At 67.2% G+C, this 16,741-nt stretch carries 13 protein-coding genes; 8 read left to right on the top strand and 5 right to left on the bottom strand.

Annotated features, from left to right (window positions below; genetic code table 11):
• Nucleotides 1–211 precede the first annotated feature (211 nt).
• Nucleotides 212–1,123 carry a LysR family transcriptional regulator gene (locus BRSPCE3_RS25540; RefSeq protein ID WP_244069038.1) on the bottom strand — a complete coding sequence of 304 codons (912 nt, stop codon included), beginning with the start codon at nt 1,121–1,123 and terminating at the stop codon, nt 212–214.
• Nucleotides 1,124–1,244: 121 nt separating this feature from the next.
• Between BRSPCE3_RS25540 and BRSPCE3_RS25535 the strand changes: the two genes are divergently transcribed.
• Nucleotides 1,245–2,252, top strand: coding sequence for an aldo/keto reductase (locus tag BRSPCE3_RS25535; protein ID WP_244069037.1), 1,008 nt, complete (start codon nt 1,245–1,247; stop codon nt 2,250–2,252).
• Between the two features lie 4 nt (nt 2,253–2,256).
• On the opposite strand, the gene BRSPCE3_RS25530 is transcribed toward BRSPCE3_RS25535, so the two are convergent.
• Nucleotides 2,257–3,057, bottom strand: a complete 801-nt coding sequence (locus tag BRSPCE3_RS25530; protein ID WP_244069036.1) for a molybdopterin-synthase adenylyltransferase MoeB — start codon at nt 3,055–3,057, stop codon at nt 2,257–2,259.
• A gap of 111 nt (nt 3,058–3,168) precedes the next feature.
• Between BRSPCE3_RS25530 and BRSPCE3_RS25525 the strand changes: the two genes are divergently transcribed.
• Nucleotides 3,169–4,539 (top strand): serine protease, encoded by a 1,371-nt coding sequence (locus BRSPCE3_RS25525; RefSeq protein ID WP_244069035.1) that lies wholly within the window; start codon nt 3,169–3,171, stop codon nt 4,537–4,539.
• A 139-nt stretch (nt 4,540–4,678) separates the two neighbouring features.
• Here BRSPCE3_RS25525 and ggt read toward each other — a convergent pair whose 3' ends face one another.
• The 3 genes from ggt to mutM form a co-directional block, all read right to left on the bottom strand.
• A complete protein-coding gene (gene ggt / locus BRSPCE3_RS25520) occupies nt 4,679–6,358 on the bottom strand; it encodes a gamma-glutamyltransferase (protein ID WP_244069062.1) in 1,680 nt (559 codons plus the stop codon).
• Nucleotides 6,359–6,465: 107 nt separating this feature from the next.
• On the bottom strand, nt 6,466–7,029 hold the full coding sequence (locus BRSPCE3_RS25515; RefSeq protein WP_244069034.1) for a GNAT family N-acetyltransferase: 564 nt from the start codon (nt 7,027–7,029) through the stop codon (nt 6,466–6,468).
• A gap of 1 nt (nt 7,030) precedes the next feature.
• Entirely contained in the window at nt 7,031–7,912 is an 882-nt protein-coding gene (gene mutM / locus BRSPCE3_RS25510) for a bifunctional DNA-formamidopyrimidine glycosylase/DNA-(apurinic or apyrimidinic site) lyase (protein WP_244069033.1), read from the bottom strand.
• 137 nt (nt 7,913–8,049) lie between these two features.
• Between mutM and ubiE the strand changes: the two genes are divergently transcribed.
• The 6 genes from ubiE (at nt 8,050) to tsaE (ending at nt 16,679) form a co-directional block, all read left to right on the top strand.
• On the top strand, nt 8,050–8,811 hold the full coding sequence (ubiE, locus tag BRSPCE3_RS25505; protein WP_244069032.1) for a bifunctional demethylmenaquinone methyltransferase/2-methoxy-6-polyprenyl-1,4-benzoquinol methylase UbiE: 762 nt from the start codon (nt 8,050–8,052) through the stop codon (nt 8,809–8,811).
• Nucleotides 8,808–10,382, top strand: coding sequence for a 2-polyprenylphenol 6-hydroxylase (ubiB, locus tag BRSPCE3_RS25500; RefSeq protein WP_244069031.1), 1,575 nt, complete (start codon nt 8,808–8,810; stop codon nt 10,380–10,382). The genes ubiE and ubiB overlap by 4 nt, the downstream gene beginning before the upstream one ends.
• 65 nt (nt 10,383–10,447) lie before the next feature.
• Entirely contained in the window at nt 10,448–11,872 is a 1,425-nt protein-coding gene (coaBC, locus tag BRSPCE3_RS25495; protein WP_244069030.1) for a bifunctional phosphopantothenoylcysteine decarboxylase/phosphopantothenate--cysteine ligase CoaBC, read from the top strand.
• A complete protein-coding gene (dut, locus tag BRSPCE3_RS25490; protein WP_244069029.1) occupies nt 11,869–12,327 on the top strand; it encodes a dUTP diphosphatase in 459 nt (152 codons plus the stop codon). Before coaBC ends, dut begins: the two co-directional genes overlap by 4 nt.
• Nucleotides 12,328–12,648: 321 nt before the next feature.
• Entirely contained in the window at nt 12,649–15,159 is a 2,511-nt protein-coding gene (locus BRSPCE3_RS25485; RefSeq protein ID WP_244069028.1) for a PAS domain-containing sensor histidine kinase, read from the top strand.
• Nucleotides 15,156–16,679, top strand: a complete 1,524-nt coding sequence (gene tsaE / locus BRSPCE3_RS25480) for a tRNA (adenosine(37)-N6)-threonylcarbamoyltransferase complex ATPase subunit type 1 TsaE (RefSeq protein WP_244069027.1) — start codon at nt 15,156–15,158, stop codon at nt 16,677–16,679. The genes BRSPCE3_RS25485 and tsaE overlap by 4 nt, the downstream gene beginning before the upstream one ends.
• Nucleotides 16,680–16,741 lie beyond the last annotated feature (62 nt).

Below are 16,741 nucleotides of genomic sequence, written 5' to 3'. Positions count from 1 at the left end.
GGCGGGAGACCGAGCCGGCTCACGGCGTCAAGCGCCAAGGACCCAACGGCTTCCCGCCCACCCCATCATGACAGACTTTCCAGACACAGGGACCCATAACCACAGGGGCTTGTTGTTGGAACGAGCTGTGGCCCCAGCGCTGCAAGGCAATCTATGTATGTGGTTATGGGTCCCGGCCTGCGCCGGGACGACGATGTGGTGACAGCCCGTCTTACTTCGTCCGCCGCGCCTGCTTGCGCCAGTCGGTGACGAACGCCACGAACGCGGCGAGCGCGGGCGGCGGCTGGCGCCGGCTCGGATAGTACAGGAACGGCCCGTCGAACGGCGGGCACCAATCGTCGAGCACGCTGACCAGCGCGCCGGATTTCACGCCGTAGCGGACATAGCCCTCGAACGTCGCCCAATAGCCGACGCCGTCATGAACCGCGCGCAGCGCGAGGCCGAGATAGGTCGCGATCAGCCTGGCCGGCGGCGAGACCTTGACGACGCGGCCGTTCTTCTCGAACTCCCAATCGAAGATCGCACCACTGCCGAAGCGGGTGCGGATGCAGGCATGCTTCAGCAGATCCTTCGGATGCATCGGCCGGCCGTGCTTTGCGACATAATCGCGCGACGCCACCACCGCGTAGCGCTGCGGCGCGCCGAGCGGCACCGCAATCATGTCCTGCGCCAGATGCTCGCCATAGCGCACGCCGGCGTCAAAGCCCTGCGCGACGATGTCGACGAACGCGCTCTCGGCGACGATATCGAGGTCGACCTGCGGATACCGGGCGAGGAACGGCGCGATCATCGGCGCCAGCACGAGATCGACCGCAGGCGGCGGCGCGTTGATGCGCAGCCGCCCCGACGGCTCGGCGCGCAGGCCGCGCACCTCGGTGATCGCATCGGCGACGTTGACCATGGCCGGCGCGACCCGGGCGAGCAGCAGCTCGCCCGCCTCGGTCAGCGCGACGCTGCGGGTGGTGCGGTTCATCAGGCGGACGCCGAGCCGTTCCTCCATGTCGCGCAGCCGCTGGCTGAGGCTCGAAACCGAGACGTGGCTCTCCAGCGCGGCACGCCGGAAGTTGCGCGTGCGCGCTATCGCCACGAAGGCGTCGAGGTCGCGAAGGTCGAAATCCTGCATTGTTCGATATAGTGAACAACCCATTCTGGATTGTCCAGCTTATCCCGGAAACCGGATCGGCCCATATCAGCGGCGTCATTTGCCGGCGGATCATCCGCCGCAACGTCTTGGGAACTCCACCATGGACACACGCAAACTTGGTTCCACCGGCCCCGTTGTCGCGCAGATCGGGCTCGGCTGCATGGGCATGTCCGACTTCTACGGCCCGAGCGACCGCCGCGAGAGCATCGCCACCATCCACGCCGCGCTCGAGGCCGGCATCACGCTGCTCGACACCGGCGACTTCTACGGCATGGGCCACAACGAGATGCTGATCGGCGAGGCGCTGAAGGGCCACGGCCGCGACAATGTGCAGATCAGCGTCAAGTTCGGCGCGCTGCGCGATCGCAACTACGGCTTTCTCGGTTATGACTGCCGGCCCGATGCCATGAAGAATTTCGTCGCCTATTCGCTGCAGCGGCTCGGCGTCGATCACATCGACATCTACCGCCCGGCGCGGCTCGATCCCAACGTACCGATCGAGGACACGGTCGGCGCGATGGCCGACATGATCAAGGCCGGCTGGATCAGGCACATCGGCCTGTCGGAGGTCGGCTCCGACACCATCCGCCGTGCCCACAAGGTGCATCCGATCGCCGATCTGCAGATCGAGTATTCGCTGATCTCGCGCGGCATCGAGACCGACATTCTGAAGACCTGCCGCGAGCTCGGCATCGGCATCACGGCGTATGGCGTGCTGGCCCGCGGGCTGATCAGCGGCCACTGGTCGAAAGACCGCGGGGAAGCGAAGGATTTCCGCCTGCTGAGCCCGCGCTTCCAGGCCGGCAATATCGACACCAACCTCGCGCTCGCGGACCGGCTGCGCGTCATCGCCGGCGAGATCGGCGCCTCCCCGGCGCAGGTCGCGATCGCCTGGGTGGCCGCGCAGGGTAACGACATCGTGCCGCTGGTCGGTGCGCGGCGGCGCGAGCGGCTGACCGAAGCACTCGGCGCGCTCGACGTGAAACTGACCGCGGCCCATCTTGCGGCGCTGGCCGACGCATTTCCGCCCGGCGCGGCTGCCGGCGGACGCTATCCGGAGGAGCACCTGCGGCACATGGACAGCGAGAAGCCCGCGACCGCGTCTTAGCCGGCTAGCGATGCACGCTCAAATCGGTGATTCCAGGTGCATCACCATTGAGCGGGTTCTGCGGATCGCGCGCGTAGCGCAGGGTTTCGAACCGCATCGCGCGCGCATCCACCATCAGCAGGCGGCCGACCAGGCCCTCGCCGAAGCCGACGATCTCGCGGATCGCCTCCAGCGCCATCATCGATCCCATGAGGCCGGCCAGCGCCCCCATCACCCCGGCCTCGGCGCAGGCCGGCACCGTGCCCGGCGGCGGTGCTTCCGGGAACAGGCAGCGATAGGTCGGATTGAAGGCGCCGTCGGCATTCTTCTCGTGCGCGCGGATCGTGGTCAGCGACCCATCGAACTGGCCGAGCGCCGCCGTGATCAGCGGCCGCTTCGCCAGGAAACAGGCATCGGCGACGAGGTAGCGGGTCTCGAAATTGTCGGAGCCGTCGAGCACCAGATCGTAGTTTCCGATCAGCGCCATCGCATTGTCGGCGGTGAGCCGCACCGGGTGCGCCTCGAATGTCACATGCGGATTGAGCGCGTGGATCTGCGCCGCCGCGCTGTCGACCTTGCGCTTGCCGATGTCCGACGTCGTATGGATGATCTGGCGCTGCAAATTGGAGAGCGAGACGATATCGTCATCGATCACGCCGAGCCGGCCGATGCCGGCGGCAGCCAGATACATCAGCACCGGCGCGCCGAGGCCGCCGGCGCCGATCACCAGCACCGACGCCTGTTTCAGCGCATTCTGGCCGGGGCCGCCGACCTCGCGCAGCACGATGTGGCGGGCATAGCGTTCAAGTTCGTCGGCACTCAGCATCTCGATGTCCTGCGCGCTGTTCCCTGAACCGGAGCGCGGTTGTTGCCGACCAAGCAGATGTGCTTAATTGCGTGGACGTCAATGGTATCAGTCATTTCCCCCGGATTTGTCATGAGATTGATGCTTTCGGCAACATTGATGGCCGCAGCGGTGACGGTCGCAGGCATGGGCGCCGCAAACGCCCAGCTGACGCCGCCGACGACGGCCGGGGCCAAGCCGAAGGCGGTGACGACGGTGCCGGTTCGCCCCGCGCTGCAGAAGCCGGAGGATACCGCCAATGCGATGGCGCAGGCCGAGCGGCTCGCGCTGCAATCCGACCTCGCCTGGGTCGGCGAATACAACGGCGCGATCACCGGCGACGTCAGCGAGCGCATGGTCAATGCGATCAAGGAATTCCAGAAGAACCGCGGCGGCAAGCCGACCGGCGTGCTGAACCCGCAGGAGCGCGGCGTGCTCGCCGACACCGCGCGGCGGAAGCAGGACAGCGTCGGCTGGCGAATCGTCACCGAGCCCGCCACCGGGGCGCGGCTCGGCATTCCCACCAAACTGGTGCCGCAGCTCACCAGCGACGCCTCCGGTGCCAGATGGACCTCACCGACCGGCACGGTGCAGGTGCTGCTGACCCGACGCAAGGAAGCGAGCCCGACCACCGCCAAGCTTGCCGAGCAGGAAAAGAAGGAGCCGGCCGGCCGCACCATCGACTACACCGTGGTGAAGCCGGATTTCTTCGTACTGTCGGGCATGCAGGGGCTGAAGAAGTTCTATCTGCGCGGCACCTTGAAGGGCGACGAGGTCCGCATCCTCACCATCCTTTATGATCAGGCGATGCAGACCACCGTCGAGCCGGTGGTGATCGCGATGTCGAGCGCCTTCAACGCATTTCCGTCCGCGCAGGCCGGTCCGCCGCCGCGCAAGACCGTCGAATACGCCACCGGCGTCGTGGTCAGCGACGACGGCGCCATCGTCACCGACCGCGTCGCGACCGACGACTGCATCGCGCTGACGATCCCGGGTTTCGGCAATGCCGACCGGGTCGCCGCCGACAAGGAGCACGATCTCGCTTTGCTGCGCATCTACGGCGCGCGCGGGCTGAAGCCGCTCGGCATCGCCGGCCAGGCGACGCAGACCGCGCTCGACGTCACCGGCATCGCCGACCCGCAGAACCAGGGCGGCGGCGCCGCCGCGAGCAGCGTCAAGGCGTCGGTCGCGCAACTCGTCGGCGGTGATCAGGCGCTGTCGCCGCCGCCTGCGATCGGGTTCTCCGGCGCGGCGGCGCTCGACGCCAGCGGCAAGTTTGCCGGCCTCGCGGTGCTGAAGCCCGTGATCGTGGCGGGCCCCGCAAACGCGGCGCCGCCGGCGCAGGCCGCTTTGGTGCCGGCCGAGACGGTGCGCAACTTCCTGAAGGCGCACGGCGTCACCGCGTCAGGCGAATCGGCGGACGCCAAGGCCGCCGTGGTCCGCGTGATCTGCGTCAGGAAGTAAGACGCTGTCATCGCCCGCGAAGGCGGGCGATCCAGTATTCCAGAGACAGTTACGATAGAGCCGAGAAGCCGCCGCGTACTGGATCGCCCGGTCGAGCCGGGCGACGACAGTTGTGGATGAGGATGCAGCTTTGTTGGCCTCACTCCAACGCAAACCGCACGCCCGGGCGAGCCAGACCGCCGGCAATGCCGATCGGCGTGCCGTCGGCGCGCCAGCAGGCCGCGCCCGTCATGGTGCCGTCAGCGTGAAACTGGATCGCGTTCATGCCGCCGGCAACCGTCGGCACCACCTGCACCCTGTGGCCCTTCGCTGACAGCGTAGTGCGGATGCTCTCCGGCACCGCCCGCTCGACCTCCAGCGCATTGCCTTCGGTCCAGACCCGCGGCGCCTCGACCGCCTCCTGCAAATCCATGCCGTGGTCGATCAGATTGATCAGCGCTTGCATCGCGCTCGGGAAGATGCGCTTTCCGCCGGGCAGGCCGAGCGCATAAACCAGCCTGCCGTCGCGCAGCGCCATCATCGGCGACATCGAGGTGGTGACGCGCTTGCCCGCGGCCAGCGACAGCGCGTGCCCCGGCCGTGGATCGAACAGGTTCATGTAGTTGTTCGGCACGGTGCCGAGGCCCGGGATCAGGATCTTGGCCCCGAACAGGTTGTTGATGGTCTGGGTGGTCGCAACCACATTGCCCATCGCATCCGCCGCGGTCATGTGCGTGGTGTGCGCGCTTTCGAGCTGCGTGACGCCGGCGCCCCACGCCTGCGCGCGGTCGGGATCGATCGCGCGGCGGCGCTCCCCGGCATAGGCCTTCGAGGTCAGCTGCTCCACCGGCACGTTGATATAGGCGGGATCGCCGCTGGCCGCTTCGCGATCGGCAAAGGCGATCTTCAGCACCTCGGCGAGATGATGGATCGTCTCGGCCGTGCCGAAGCCAAGGCCGGCGATGTCGTAGCCTTCGAGGATGTTGAGCATCTCGGTGATGTGCACGCCCGACGCCGCGGGCGGCGGCGGCCCGAGGATTTCCCAGCCGCGGTAGTCGCAGCGGATCGGCTGCCGCTCGACGGTCTTGTAGGTCGCGAGATCCTCCTGGGCGACGAAGCCGCCGTGCTTCCTCATGTAGTCGGCCAGGACGTCGCCGAGCGGCCCCTGGTAGAGCGCGTTGTCGCCATGATCGGCGATGTATTTCAGCGTCTCGGCATATTCGGCCTGCACCACGCGCTCGCCCGGCTTCAGCGGCGTGCCGTCGGGCAGATAGATCGCCGCAATCGGCTTGTCCTTCAGCATCTCGGTGGCGCTGTCGGTGATGCATTCGTGCAGGTATTGCGTCGCCGCGTAGCCGCGCGCAGCATGCTTGATCGCGGGCTGCATCACGTCGGCGAGGCTCATGGTGCCGAAGCGGCGCAGCGTTTCGCACCAGGCCTTCAGCGAGCCCGGCACCGCGACCGCCTTCGGGCCGTTCAAATTCTCGTTGCCGACGGTGTCGAACACGTCATGCGCCGAGCCGGGCTTCGAGGTGTAGGTATCCGGCCGCACCGCCTTCGGCACCGTGCTCTGGCCGTCGATGAAGCGATGGCTGCCGTCGGCGAGGCGGATATGCGCCATGCCGCCGCCGATGATGCCGACCATCATCGGCTCGACCACGGTCAGCGTGAACAAAGTGGCGATCGCCGCATCGATCGCATTGCCGCCGGCAGCCAGCATCTCGGCGCCGGCGCTCGACGCCAGCGGATGATTGCTCACCACCATGCCGCGGCTGCTGGTAGCCGGCTGCTTCTGACACTGAAAGCTTGTCGCGGCGCGATCGCGCCAGTTGCCGTTCATCGCCATTGTGTTCTCGTTTTTTGAAGGAGCGATGGGCCATGTTCGCCAGCCCCGCCTCCGCGGTCAAGTCGCCGCGAATTTCCTTACGGCGGCATTCGCAGCCGACGTTACGTCGCCGGGCGATCGCGCAGCCAGGTCTCGCGCGTGACCTTCCATTTCTCCGCTCTGGATTCGCCGTTGTGGTGCGGAAGCTCGACGAAGCCGACGAATTCGGCTCCGGTCTTCTGCTTGACCCGGCGCGAGGCGACGTTGGACGGCGCGTTGCAGACATGGAAGTGATCGAGGCCGAGCGTCAGGAAGGCGAAATCATTCACCGCGGCGATTGCCTCGGTCATCAGGCCGCGATTCCAATAGGGCTCGGCCAGCCAGAAGCCGCGATTGCCTTTGCGTCCCTCGGCGCGCGGCCGGAAATTGATGTTGCCGATCGCCTCGCCGTCGCCGTCGCGCGACACCAGCACCCATTGATAGCTTTCCTCGCCGGCCGCGATCTTGTCGAGCTCGCGCTCGATGAACCTTTCCGCGCCGTCGCCGGGATAGGGCCACGGCACCACGGTGGCGAGCGTCTTGATCACGTTCCAATCGTTGAAGTGACGCTGGATCGCTGCGGCATCCGATCGCGCAAGCGGCCGCAGGACCAGGCGACGCGTCTCGATGCGCGGCGTCGCGAACATGTTATTTCTGGCACTTCGGGCACCAGAACGTCGAGCGGCCGTTCTGGGTGAAGCGCCGGACGATGCCTTCGCAGCCCGAGGTGCGGCACGTCTCGCCTTCACGGTCATAGACCTGGAAGGAATGCTGGAAATAGCCGAGATCGCCGTTGGTCAGGCGATGGTCGCTGATCGAGGAGCCGCCGGCCTTGATCGCCTGGTTGAGCACCGAATGGATCGCGGCGACCACGCGCTTGGCATGGTCCGTCGGTTCGGCCTTCTTGGTTGCGAGCGTCGCGGCCAATCGCCGCGGCGACAGATGCGAGCGAAACAGCACCTCGCAGACATAGATGTTGCCAAGTCCCGCCACCACGCGCTGATCGAGCAACGCCGCCTTCAGGCTGGTCTTCTTGTTGTGGCAGGAGCGCGCCAGCATCGCCGCGTCGAACTCGTTGCCGAGCGGCTCGGGTCCGAGCCCCTTCAGCAGCGGCTCGTCCTCGATCGCATTGCGAGCGATGATCTTCATGTAGCCGAAGCGCCTGGGATCGTTGAACACGACGGCCGCGCCCGACGACATGTGGAACACGACGTGATCATGCGCGCGATCGTCGCTGCGCGGATGGTGGAATTGCCCCGGCGCCGCCGCGCCGTCCTGCTTTTGCACACGGAACGAGCCCGACATGCCCAGATGCATCAGCAGCACGTCGCCGGAGTTCAGGTCCGCCATCAGATATTTGGCACGGCGGCCGAGCCCGGTGATGGTCTGGCCCTCGAGCCGGGCGATAAAGTCTTTTTGAAACGGAAACCGCAAATCCTTGCGGCGGGCCTCGGCCTTGAGGATTTTGGACCCTTCCATGGCCGGTTGCAGGCCGCGGCGGACGGTCTCGACTTCGGGTAATTCCGGCATGGCAGGCATTCACCTTTTGGAAGTGACGTGATAGCGCCATTGCGGCCGCCGCGCTATGGTCTGGCCGGAGCGTTTTCGAGCGAAGCGGGCACCGGTTCGCGTGAAGAAAACGCGACCAAAGGTAAGAGTATGAGTTGATGGATCGGCCGGATCAAACCACCCATTTCGGCTTCAGGGACGTGCCCCTGGGCGAGAAGCAGACGCTGGTGAACGACGTGTTTCACAGCGTCGCGTCGCGCTACGACCTGATGAACGATCTGATGTCGGTGGGCCTGCACCGGGCCTGGAAGGACACCATGATCACGGCGCTCGATCCGCCGAAGGGCGACCGGCCGTTCGCGCTGCTCGACGTCGCCGGCGGCACCGGCGACATCGCGTTCCGCGCCGCCAAGGCTGCGGGCGCGGGCTTCCATGCCACCGTCTGCGACATCAATACCGACATGCTCGCCGTCGGCCGCGAGCGCGCCGCGAAGCAGCACCTCGATGACCGCGTGTCGTTCGTCGAAGGCAATGCCGAGACGCTGGGTTTTGCCGACCGCGCGTTCGACGCCTACACCATCGCGTTCGGCATCCGCAACGTGCCGCAGATCGAGCTGGCGCTGCGCGAGGCCTATCGGGTGCTCAAGCCGGGCAGCCGCTTCCTGTGCCTGGAATTCTCCACCGTCGACGTGCCCGGCCTCGACAAGATCTACGATCTGTTCTCCTTCAAGGTGATCCCGCCGCTCGGCCGCGCCGTCACCGGTGACGCCGAGTCCTACCAATACCTCGTCGAGTCGATCCGCAAATTCCCGCGGCCAAGCGCGTTCGCCGACATGATCGGCGCCGCCGGCTTCGCGCGCGTGAAGTGGCAGAGTCTCTCCGGCGGCATCGTGGCGCTGCATTCGGGCTGGCGTTTGTGATCTCTGCACTGACCCACATCGCGCGCCTTGCCCGCGCCGGTTTCGTGTTTGCGCGCGAGGGCGTGTTCGGCGTCGTCGATCCCGCGCTGGTGCCGCCGCCCGGGCAGCTGGCGCTGAAGCTGGCACAGCTGGTGGAGCGGCGTACCGCCAAGTCCGGTCCGCGGCTGTCGCGCGCACTGACCCGGCTCGGTCCCGCCTATCTCAAGCTCGGGCAATTCCTCGCCACCCGGCCCGATGTGGTCGGCGTGTCGATGGCGCGCGATCTCGAGAGTCTGCAGGACCGGCTGCCGCCGTTCGCGCAGGAGGAGGCCGAAGCCGTCATCACGCAATCGCTGGAACGGCCGCTGGCGCAGGCCTTCGTGCATCTCGGTCCGGCGGTCGCCGCGGCCTCGATCGCGCAGGTGCATCGCGCCGAGGTCGAGCGCGACGGCGTGCGGCAGCAGGTTGCGGTCAAGGTGCTCCGGCCCAACGTCGCCGCGCGCTTCCGCCGCGACCTCAGCGACTTCTTCTTCGTCGCGCACAACGCGGAAACGCATTCCGCCGAGGCGCGGCGGCTGCGGCTGATCGAGGTCATCAACACGATGTCGCGTTCGGTCGCGATGGAGATGGACCTGCGGCTGGAAGCGGCCGCGCTATCCGAGATGGCCGAGAACACCCGCGACGATCCGGACTTCCGCGTGCCGACGGTGGATTGGGATCGCACCGCCCACAGCGTGCTGACGATGGAGTGGATCGACGGCATCGCGCTGAACGATCACGCGCGCCTCGCGCAGGCCAACGTCGACCTGCCGGATCTCGGCCGCAAGGTGATCCAGAGCTTCCTGCGCCACGCGCTGCGCGACGGCTTCTTCCATGCCGACATGCATCCGGGCAATCTGTTCCTCGACGAGCAGGGCCGGCTCGTCGCGGTGGATTTCGGCATCATGGGACGGCTCGGACTGAAGGAGCGGCGCTTCCTGGCCGAGATCCTGCTCGGCTTCATCACCCGCGACTATCGCCGCGTCGCCGAGGTGCATTTCGAGGCCGGCTACGTGCCGGGCCACCATTCGGTGGAGAATTTCGCGCAGGCGATCCGCGCCATCGGCGAGCCGATCCACAACCGCACCGCCGAGGAAATCTCGATGGCGAAGCTGTTGACGCTTCTGCTCGAGGTCACCGGCCTGTTCGACATGCAGACCCGCCCCGAGCTGATCCTGCTGCAGAAGACCATGGTGGTGGTCGAGGGCGTGGCGCGCGGCTTCGACCCCAAGCTCGACATCTGGAAGATCGCGGACCCCGTGGTGCGCGAATGGATCACGCACAATCTCGGCCCGGCCGGCCGCATCCAGGGCGCGATATCGGGTGTGGGCGAGCTCAGCCGCATCCTCGCCAACCTGCCGTCGATCGCCAACCGCGCGGTGACGGTGCTCGAGCAGCTCGAGAGCATGACGCGGGAGGGCCACATGCTGTCGTCGGACTCGATCGACGAAATGGCCCGCGCCGAGGCCCGCAAGGCACGGGTGCAGACCGTCGGTCTCTGGGTCATCGCGATCGCCTCGATCGCGATCTTTTTCGCCATCCGGGCGCACTGATTGCAATGCATGCACTGTGTGATAGCATCGCTATCAAATTTGTTGAGCACGCCTGAGGCCCCGCCATGGCCAGCCTGACCATCCGCAAACTCGACGACACGCTGAAGGCCTATCTGCGGCTGCGCTCCGCCAGGAACGGACGCTCGGTCGAGGAGGAGGTCCGGGTCATCCTCCGCGAGCTCGCAGACGGCGGTACGGCGCCCGCCGAGACGCCCGGCGCGGGTTCCCTGACGGTTGCAGCCCCTGCGCCACGGGCCGCCAGCGCGGCCGGCGAGCCCAGGGTGACCCTGATCATCGGTGGCGGGATCGCGGCCTACAAGGCGCTGGACTTGATCCGGCGGCTCAAGGAGCGGCACATCCAGGTCCGTTGCGTGCTGACCAAGGCAGCCCAGCAATTCGTCACCCCGCTGGCCGCCAGCGCGCTGTCGCATGAGCGCGTCTACACCGACCTGTTCGACGCCGAGAGCGAATTCGATGCCGGCCATATCCGCCTGGCGCGGGACTGCGACCTGATCGTGGTGGCGCCGGCGACCGCCGACCTGATGGCCAAGATGGCGCAGGGCCATGCCGACGATCTCGCGACCGCCACGCTGCTTGCAGCCAACCGGCCGATCCTGCTGGCGCCGGCGATGAACCCGCTGATGTGGAACAACCCGGCCACCCGCCGCAACGTGCTGCAACTGCGCCGCGACGGCGTCCACACCGTCGGCCCCAATGCCGGCGAGATGGCGGAAGCCGGCGAAGCCGGGGTCGGGCGGATGGCCGAGCCTGTCGAAATCGCCGCCGCCGCCGACCGCATGCTGCGGCCGCCGCAGCCGCGCCCGCTCGCCGGCAAGCGGATGCTGATCACCGCCGGTCCGACCCATGAGGCGATCGATCCGGTGCGCTACATCGCCAACCGCTCGTCCGGCAAACAGGGCTTTGCCATCGCGGCGGCCGCGCGCGCCGCCGGCGCGGAGGTGGTGCTTGTCACCGGCCCGGTCGAGCTCGGCGACCCCCAGGGCATCTCCGTGATGCGCGTGGAATCCGCGCGCGACATGCTGCACCGGGTCGAGGCCGCGCTGCCGGTCGATGTCGCTATCTTCGCGGCTGCGGTCGCCGACTGGCGGGTTGCCAGCGAAGGCAGCCAGAAGCTGAAGAAGACCGCAGCCGGCATGCCGCCGCTGCAGCTGGTCGAGAACCCCGACATCCTCGCGACCATCTCCAAGCTGAAGGAGAAGCGGCCGCCGCTGGTGATCGGCTTCGCCGCCGAGACCGAGCATCTGATCGAGAACGCCAAGGCCAAGTTCGCGCGCAAGGGCTGCGACTGGATCGTCGCCAACGACGTCTCGCCGGCAACCGGCGTGATGGGCGGCGACCGCAACACCGTTCACCTGCTGTCGCGCGAGGGCAAGGAGGTCACCGTCGACTCCTGGCCGGTCATGACCAAGGAAGAAGTCGCGACCGCGCTGGTGTCGCGGATCGCAAGAGCCGTAGGAACCGCATCGTGAGTGCCACCATCAAGGTTGAAGTCCACCAATTGCCGCATGGCGCCGATCTGTTGCTGCCGATCTACCAGACCGCTGACGCCGCCGGGCTCGACCTGTTGGCCGCGGTGCCGCGGTCGGCGCCGCTGCTGCTGCTGCCGGGCCGCTACGAGATGGTTCCGACCGGACTGACGATCGCGCTGCCGCCGGGCTACGAGGCGCAGGTACGGCCGCGTTCCGGCCTCGCCGCCAAATACGGCGTCACGGTGCTGAATTCGCCCGGCACGATCGACGCCGACTATCGCGGCGAGATCAACGTGCTGCTGATCAATCACGGCCATGAGGTGTTCTCGATCCGGCGCGGCGAGCGCATCGCGCAGCTGGTGATCGCACCGGTCACAAGGGCCGAGCTGGTTCCGGTCGACGTGCTGTCGCCGACCGATCGCGGCAGCGGCGGCTTCGGCTCGACCGGACGCTAGCGCGCGAAGTGTGCGGGACGCCTCCGTGAGGTCACGCTTGGCGCGAGCTCTCCGCACGAATACGGAGTCAATTCGCGTAAAATCCACATCAGCCGCCGCATTTTTTCACAGCGGATTCTGCGTTCACGGTCTGGACTCTTACTCGCCGAGTCCCGTTGGGACTATTCTGGTTTGATTCGAGCGCGACGGGGGGTCTTCGTCGGGCTGTCGGGTCCTGCTTGGGCATGATCGCCGGACAAACGTCGTATGTTTGCCGTGGGGGAACACCGGTCTCCTGTTTTCCGGATCATGCCTTAAGGTTTGTGCGTTCTGGGGCAACATATGTCGGGCGTAGTCGCGGCAATGCGTCGAACCCTGCTGTCATGCACCTCACTGGCGCGCGACGGCATGCTTGGGCTCGCCATCACCGCATTGCTGCCGGCCCGCACCTCGTTTGCCGCCGAGAGCCTGGTGGTGCAGGCGATGTCGGACCATTTCGGCTTCAATCACCAGGAGGTCGCGGTTCTCGCGACGTCGTTCGCGCTGGTCGGCTTCTCCGTCGTCGCCGCGATCCTGCTGATGCGCACCCGCCTGCGCGCAACGCGGAACGAGGAGCAGCTGCAGTCCGAGATATCCGACCTGCAGTCGCAATCGGACCGGCTGCGCGCGCTGCTGTTCGTCGAACCGCAGGTCCTGATCTCCTGGGCTGCGGGCGACAACCGGCCGCAGATCTCGGGCGATACCTCGCTGGTGATGTCGCAGGAAGGCTCTCCGCAGCGCGTCCTCGCCTTCGGAACCTGGCTGCCGCCCGAGCCGGCGCTGCAGATGGACCACGCCGTCGACGCGCTGCGCGAGAAGGGCGAGGCGTTCCTGCTCAACCTCTCGACCTCGGCCGGCCGCGCCATCGAGGCGATGGGCCGCGCGATCGGCGGCCAGGCCATCGTCCGGATCCGCGAGCTGGGCGGGCTGCGCCGCGAGCTTGCGGAGTCGAACCTGCGCTACAAGACGCTGCAGGAGGAGACCGAGCTGCTGCGCGATTTCGCCGCCGCCGCGCCATGGCCGATCTGGGCCAAGAGCCTCGAGGGCAATCTGCGCTATGCCAACGCGGCCTATGTCCGCGCCACCGAGGGCAAGAGCGTGTCGGACGCGTTGCAGCGCAATCTCGAACTGCTCGAAAGCGACCAGCGTAGCGAACTGACCCGCGCGCTGAACGACAATGCCAATTACACCGCGCGGCTGCCGATCGTGGTCAGCGGCGAGCGGCGGATCTACGACGTGCAGGCGCTGAAGCTCTCCGGCGGCAGCGCCGGGATCGCGATCGACGCCAGCGAAGCGGCGGCCTTGCGTGCGGCGATCGCGCGGATGGTCGAGGCGCACCGGCGCACCCTCGACCAATTGTCGTCGGGCGTCGCGGTGTTCGATACCGACCGGCGGCTCACCTTCTACAACGAATCCTACCGGCGGCTGTGGGGGCTCGACCAGGCCTTCCTTGACAGCAACCCCGACGATTCCAGCGTGCTCGATCGCCTGCGCGCCAACCGCAAGCTGCCCGAGCAGCCGGACTTCCGCGCCTGGAAGGCCAAGCTGCACGAGGCCTATCGCGCGGTCGAATCCGAGACCTACACCTGGTTCCTGCCCGACGGCCGGGCCATTAGCGTCGTCACCACGCCGAACCTCGAGGGCGGCGTCACCTATCTGTTCGACAATGTCACCGAGAGCCTCGACCTCGCGCGCCGCTACGACCGCCTGACCCGGGTACAGCGCGAGACCCTCGACAATCTCGGCGAGGCGGTCGCGGTGTTCGGCAGCAATGGCCGCGCCGAACTGTTCAACCCGCCATTCGCCAAGATGTGGAAGCTGCCGGCCGATGCGCTGCAGGGCGAGCCGCATATCGAGGCGGTGGAAGCTTTGTGCCGGCCGCTCTTCGACGACGCCCTGACCTGGCGGACGCTGCGCGAGCAGATCACCGCGATCGAGAACCGCGCCCAGGTCGCGCTCAAGCTGGAGCGCAAGGATGGCAGCGTGCTGAATTGCATGACCGTCCCGCTGCCCGACGGCAAGACCCTGCTCGCCTTCCAGGACATCACCGACACCGAGAATGTCGAGCGGGCGCTGCGCGAGCGCAACGAGGCGCTGGAAGCCGCCGACCAGATGAAGGTGGATTTCGTCCACCACGTCTCCTACGAGCTGCGCGCGCCGCTCACCACCATCATCGGCTTCGCGCATTTCCTCAGCGATCCCTCGACCGGGCCGCTGACGCCGAAGCAGGCCGAATATCTCGACTACGTCACCAAATCGACCAATGCGCTGCTGGCGCTGACCAACAACATCCTCGATCTCGCTACTATCGACGCCGGCGCGATGAAGCTCGAGCTCGGCCCGGTCAATATCGGCCAGGCGATCGAGGCCGCCGCCGAAGGCATCCAGGATCGCCTCGCGACCGACCGCATCACGCTGAAGGTCGACATCGAACCCAACATCGGCGCCTTCGTCGGCGACGAGCGGCGCGTGGTGCAGGTGCTGTACAATCTGCTCGCCAACGCCGTCGGCTTCTCGCCGCATGATGCCACCGTCACGATCAGCGCCCACCGCACCGAGCACAGCGTGGTGTTTGCGGTGACCGACGCCGGGCCCGGCATTCCGGCCGAGATGCGCGACAAGGTGTTCAACTGGTTCGAGAGCCACTCCCACGGCTCGCGGCATCGCGGCGCCGGGCTCGGCCTGTCGCTGGTCCGCTCCTTTGTCGAACTGCATGGCGGACGGGTGCGGGTCGATTCGACCGTAGGCCGCGGCACGACCGTGACCTGCGACTTCCCGATCGACCAGACCGCACATCGCAACGCTGCGGAATGACGGCGACCTCGACATTCTCGGTGGCGCTCGCGAACGAAACCGCGACGTCAGAGCTGATGGCCGACCTTGCGCTGCTGATCGGCGCCGGCGACGTCATCACGCTGTCCGGCGACCTCGGCGCCGGCAAGACCGCGGCCGCCCGCGCGCTGATCCGCTACCTCGCCACCGACGATACGCTGGAAGTGCCGAGCCCGACCTTCACGCTGGCGCAGAGCTACGAGCTGCCGTCGTTTCCGCTGGTTCACGCCGACCTCTACCGCATCAACGACGCCAGCGAGCTCGAGGAGATCGGGCTGTCGCCGCTGCCCGACGACATCGTGGCGCTGATCGAGTGGCCGGAACGCGCGCCCGGCGCGATGCCTGCCGACCGCATCGACATCGCGTTCAGCCACCGCCCGGCGCTCGGATCGGCCGCCCGCGCCGCCGAGATCACCGGCCATGGCAAGGGCGCGGCGAAGGTCGCGCGGCTCCACGAGCTGCGCCAGTTCCTCGACCGTGCGGGCTTCCTCAACGCCCGGCGCGAGCGCATGCCGGGCGATGCCTCGACGCGCTCCTACGCGCGGCTGCGCAACGACGACGGCACCGTCATCCTGATGAACTCGCCGCGCCGACCCGACGGCCCGGCGATCTACAACGGCAGATCCTACAGCGCCGCGGTGCATCTCGCCGAGGATGTCCGACCTTTCGTTGCGATCGGAAACGGCCTGCGCAAGCAGGGCTTCTCCGCACCGGCGATCCGCCACACCGATCTCGAATCGGGCTTCCTGATCACCGAGGATCTCGGCGCCGAAGGCGTGATCGAGGGCGATCCGCCGCAGCCGATCGCCGAGCGCTACGAGGCCGCCGTCGACATGCTGGCGGCGCTGCATCGCGAGGCGTTGCCCGACACGCTGCCGCTGACCTCGGACGAGAGCTACGCCATCCCGGTGTTCGATATCGACGCCTGGCTGATCGAGATCGGACTGATGCTGGAATGGTACCTGCCCGACCGCGGCGTGCAGCCGAGCGAGGAGCTCCGCACCGATTTCCTCGGGATGTGGCGCGGCCTTCTGCAAAAGCCCGCCGCGGCGCCGCAGACCTGGGTGATCCGCGACTTCCATTCGCCGAACATCATCTGGCTGGCCGAGCGCACCGGCATCCTGCGCGTCGGCATCATCGACTTCCAGGACGCAACGCTTGGCCCCGCGGCCTATGACGTGGTGTCGCTGCTGCAGGATGCGCGGATCGACGTGCCCGAGCAGCTCGAGCTGGCGCTCTTGACCCGCTACATCAAGGCGCGGCGCGCCACCGACGACAGCTTCGATCCGGCCGGCTTCGCCGAGCTCTATGCGATCATGTCGGCGCAGCGCAACACCCGCCTGCTCGGCACCTTCGCGCGGCTCAACCGCCGCGACGGCAAGCCGCACTATCTCAAGCACCAGCCGCGGATCTGGACCTACCTTGAAAGGTCGCTGGCGCATCCTGCGCTGACCACCTTCCGCATCTGGTACACGGCCAACGTCCCTCCCCCGGTACCGTAGTTTACGGCTTGTTAGCCCTTTATTAGCCTTGGGTCTCCTAAAGTTGCGGGGCCGCACCTCAT

This window comes from Bradyrhizobium sp. Ce-3 (genome assembly GCF_022835695.1).
Lineage (GTDB): Bacteria > Pseudomonadota > Alphaproteobacteria > Rhizobiales > Xanthobacteraceae > Bradyrhizobium.
Note: the sequence above shows the minus strand (reverse complement) of the source record. Positions and strands in the feature narration are given on the sequence as shown.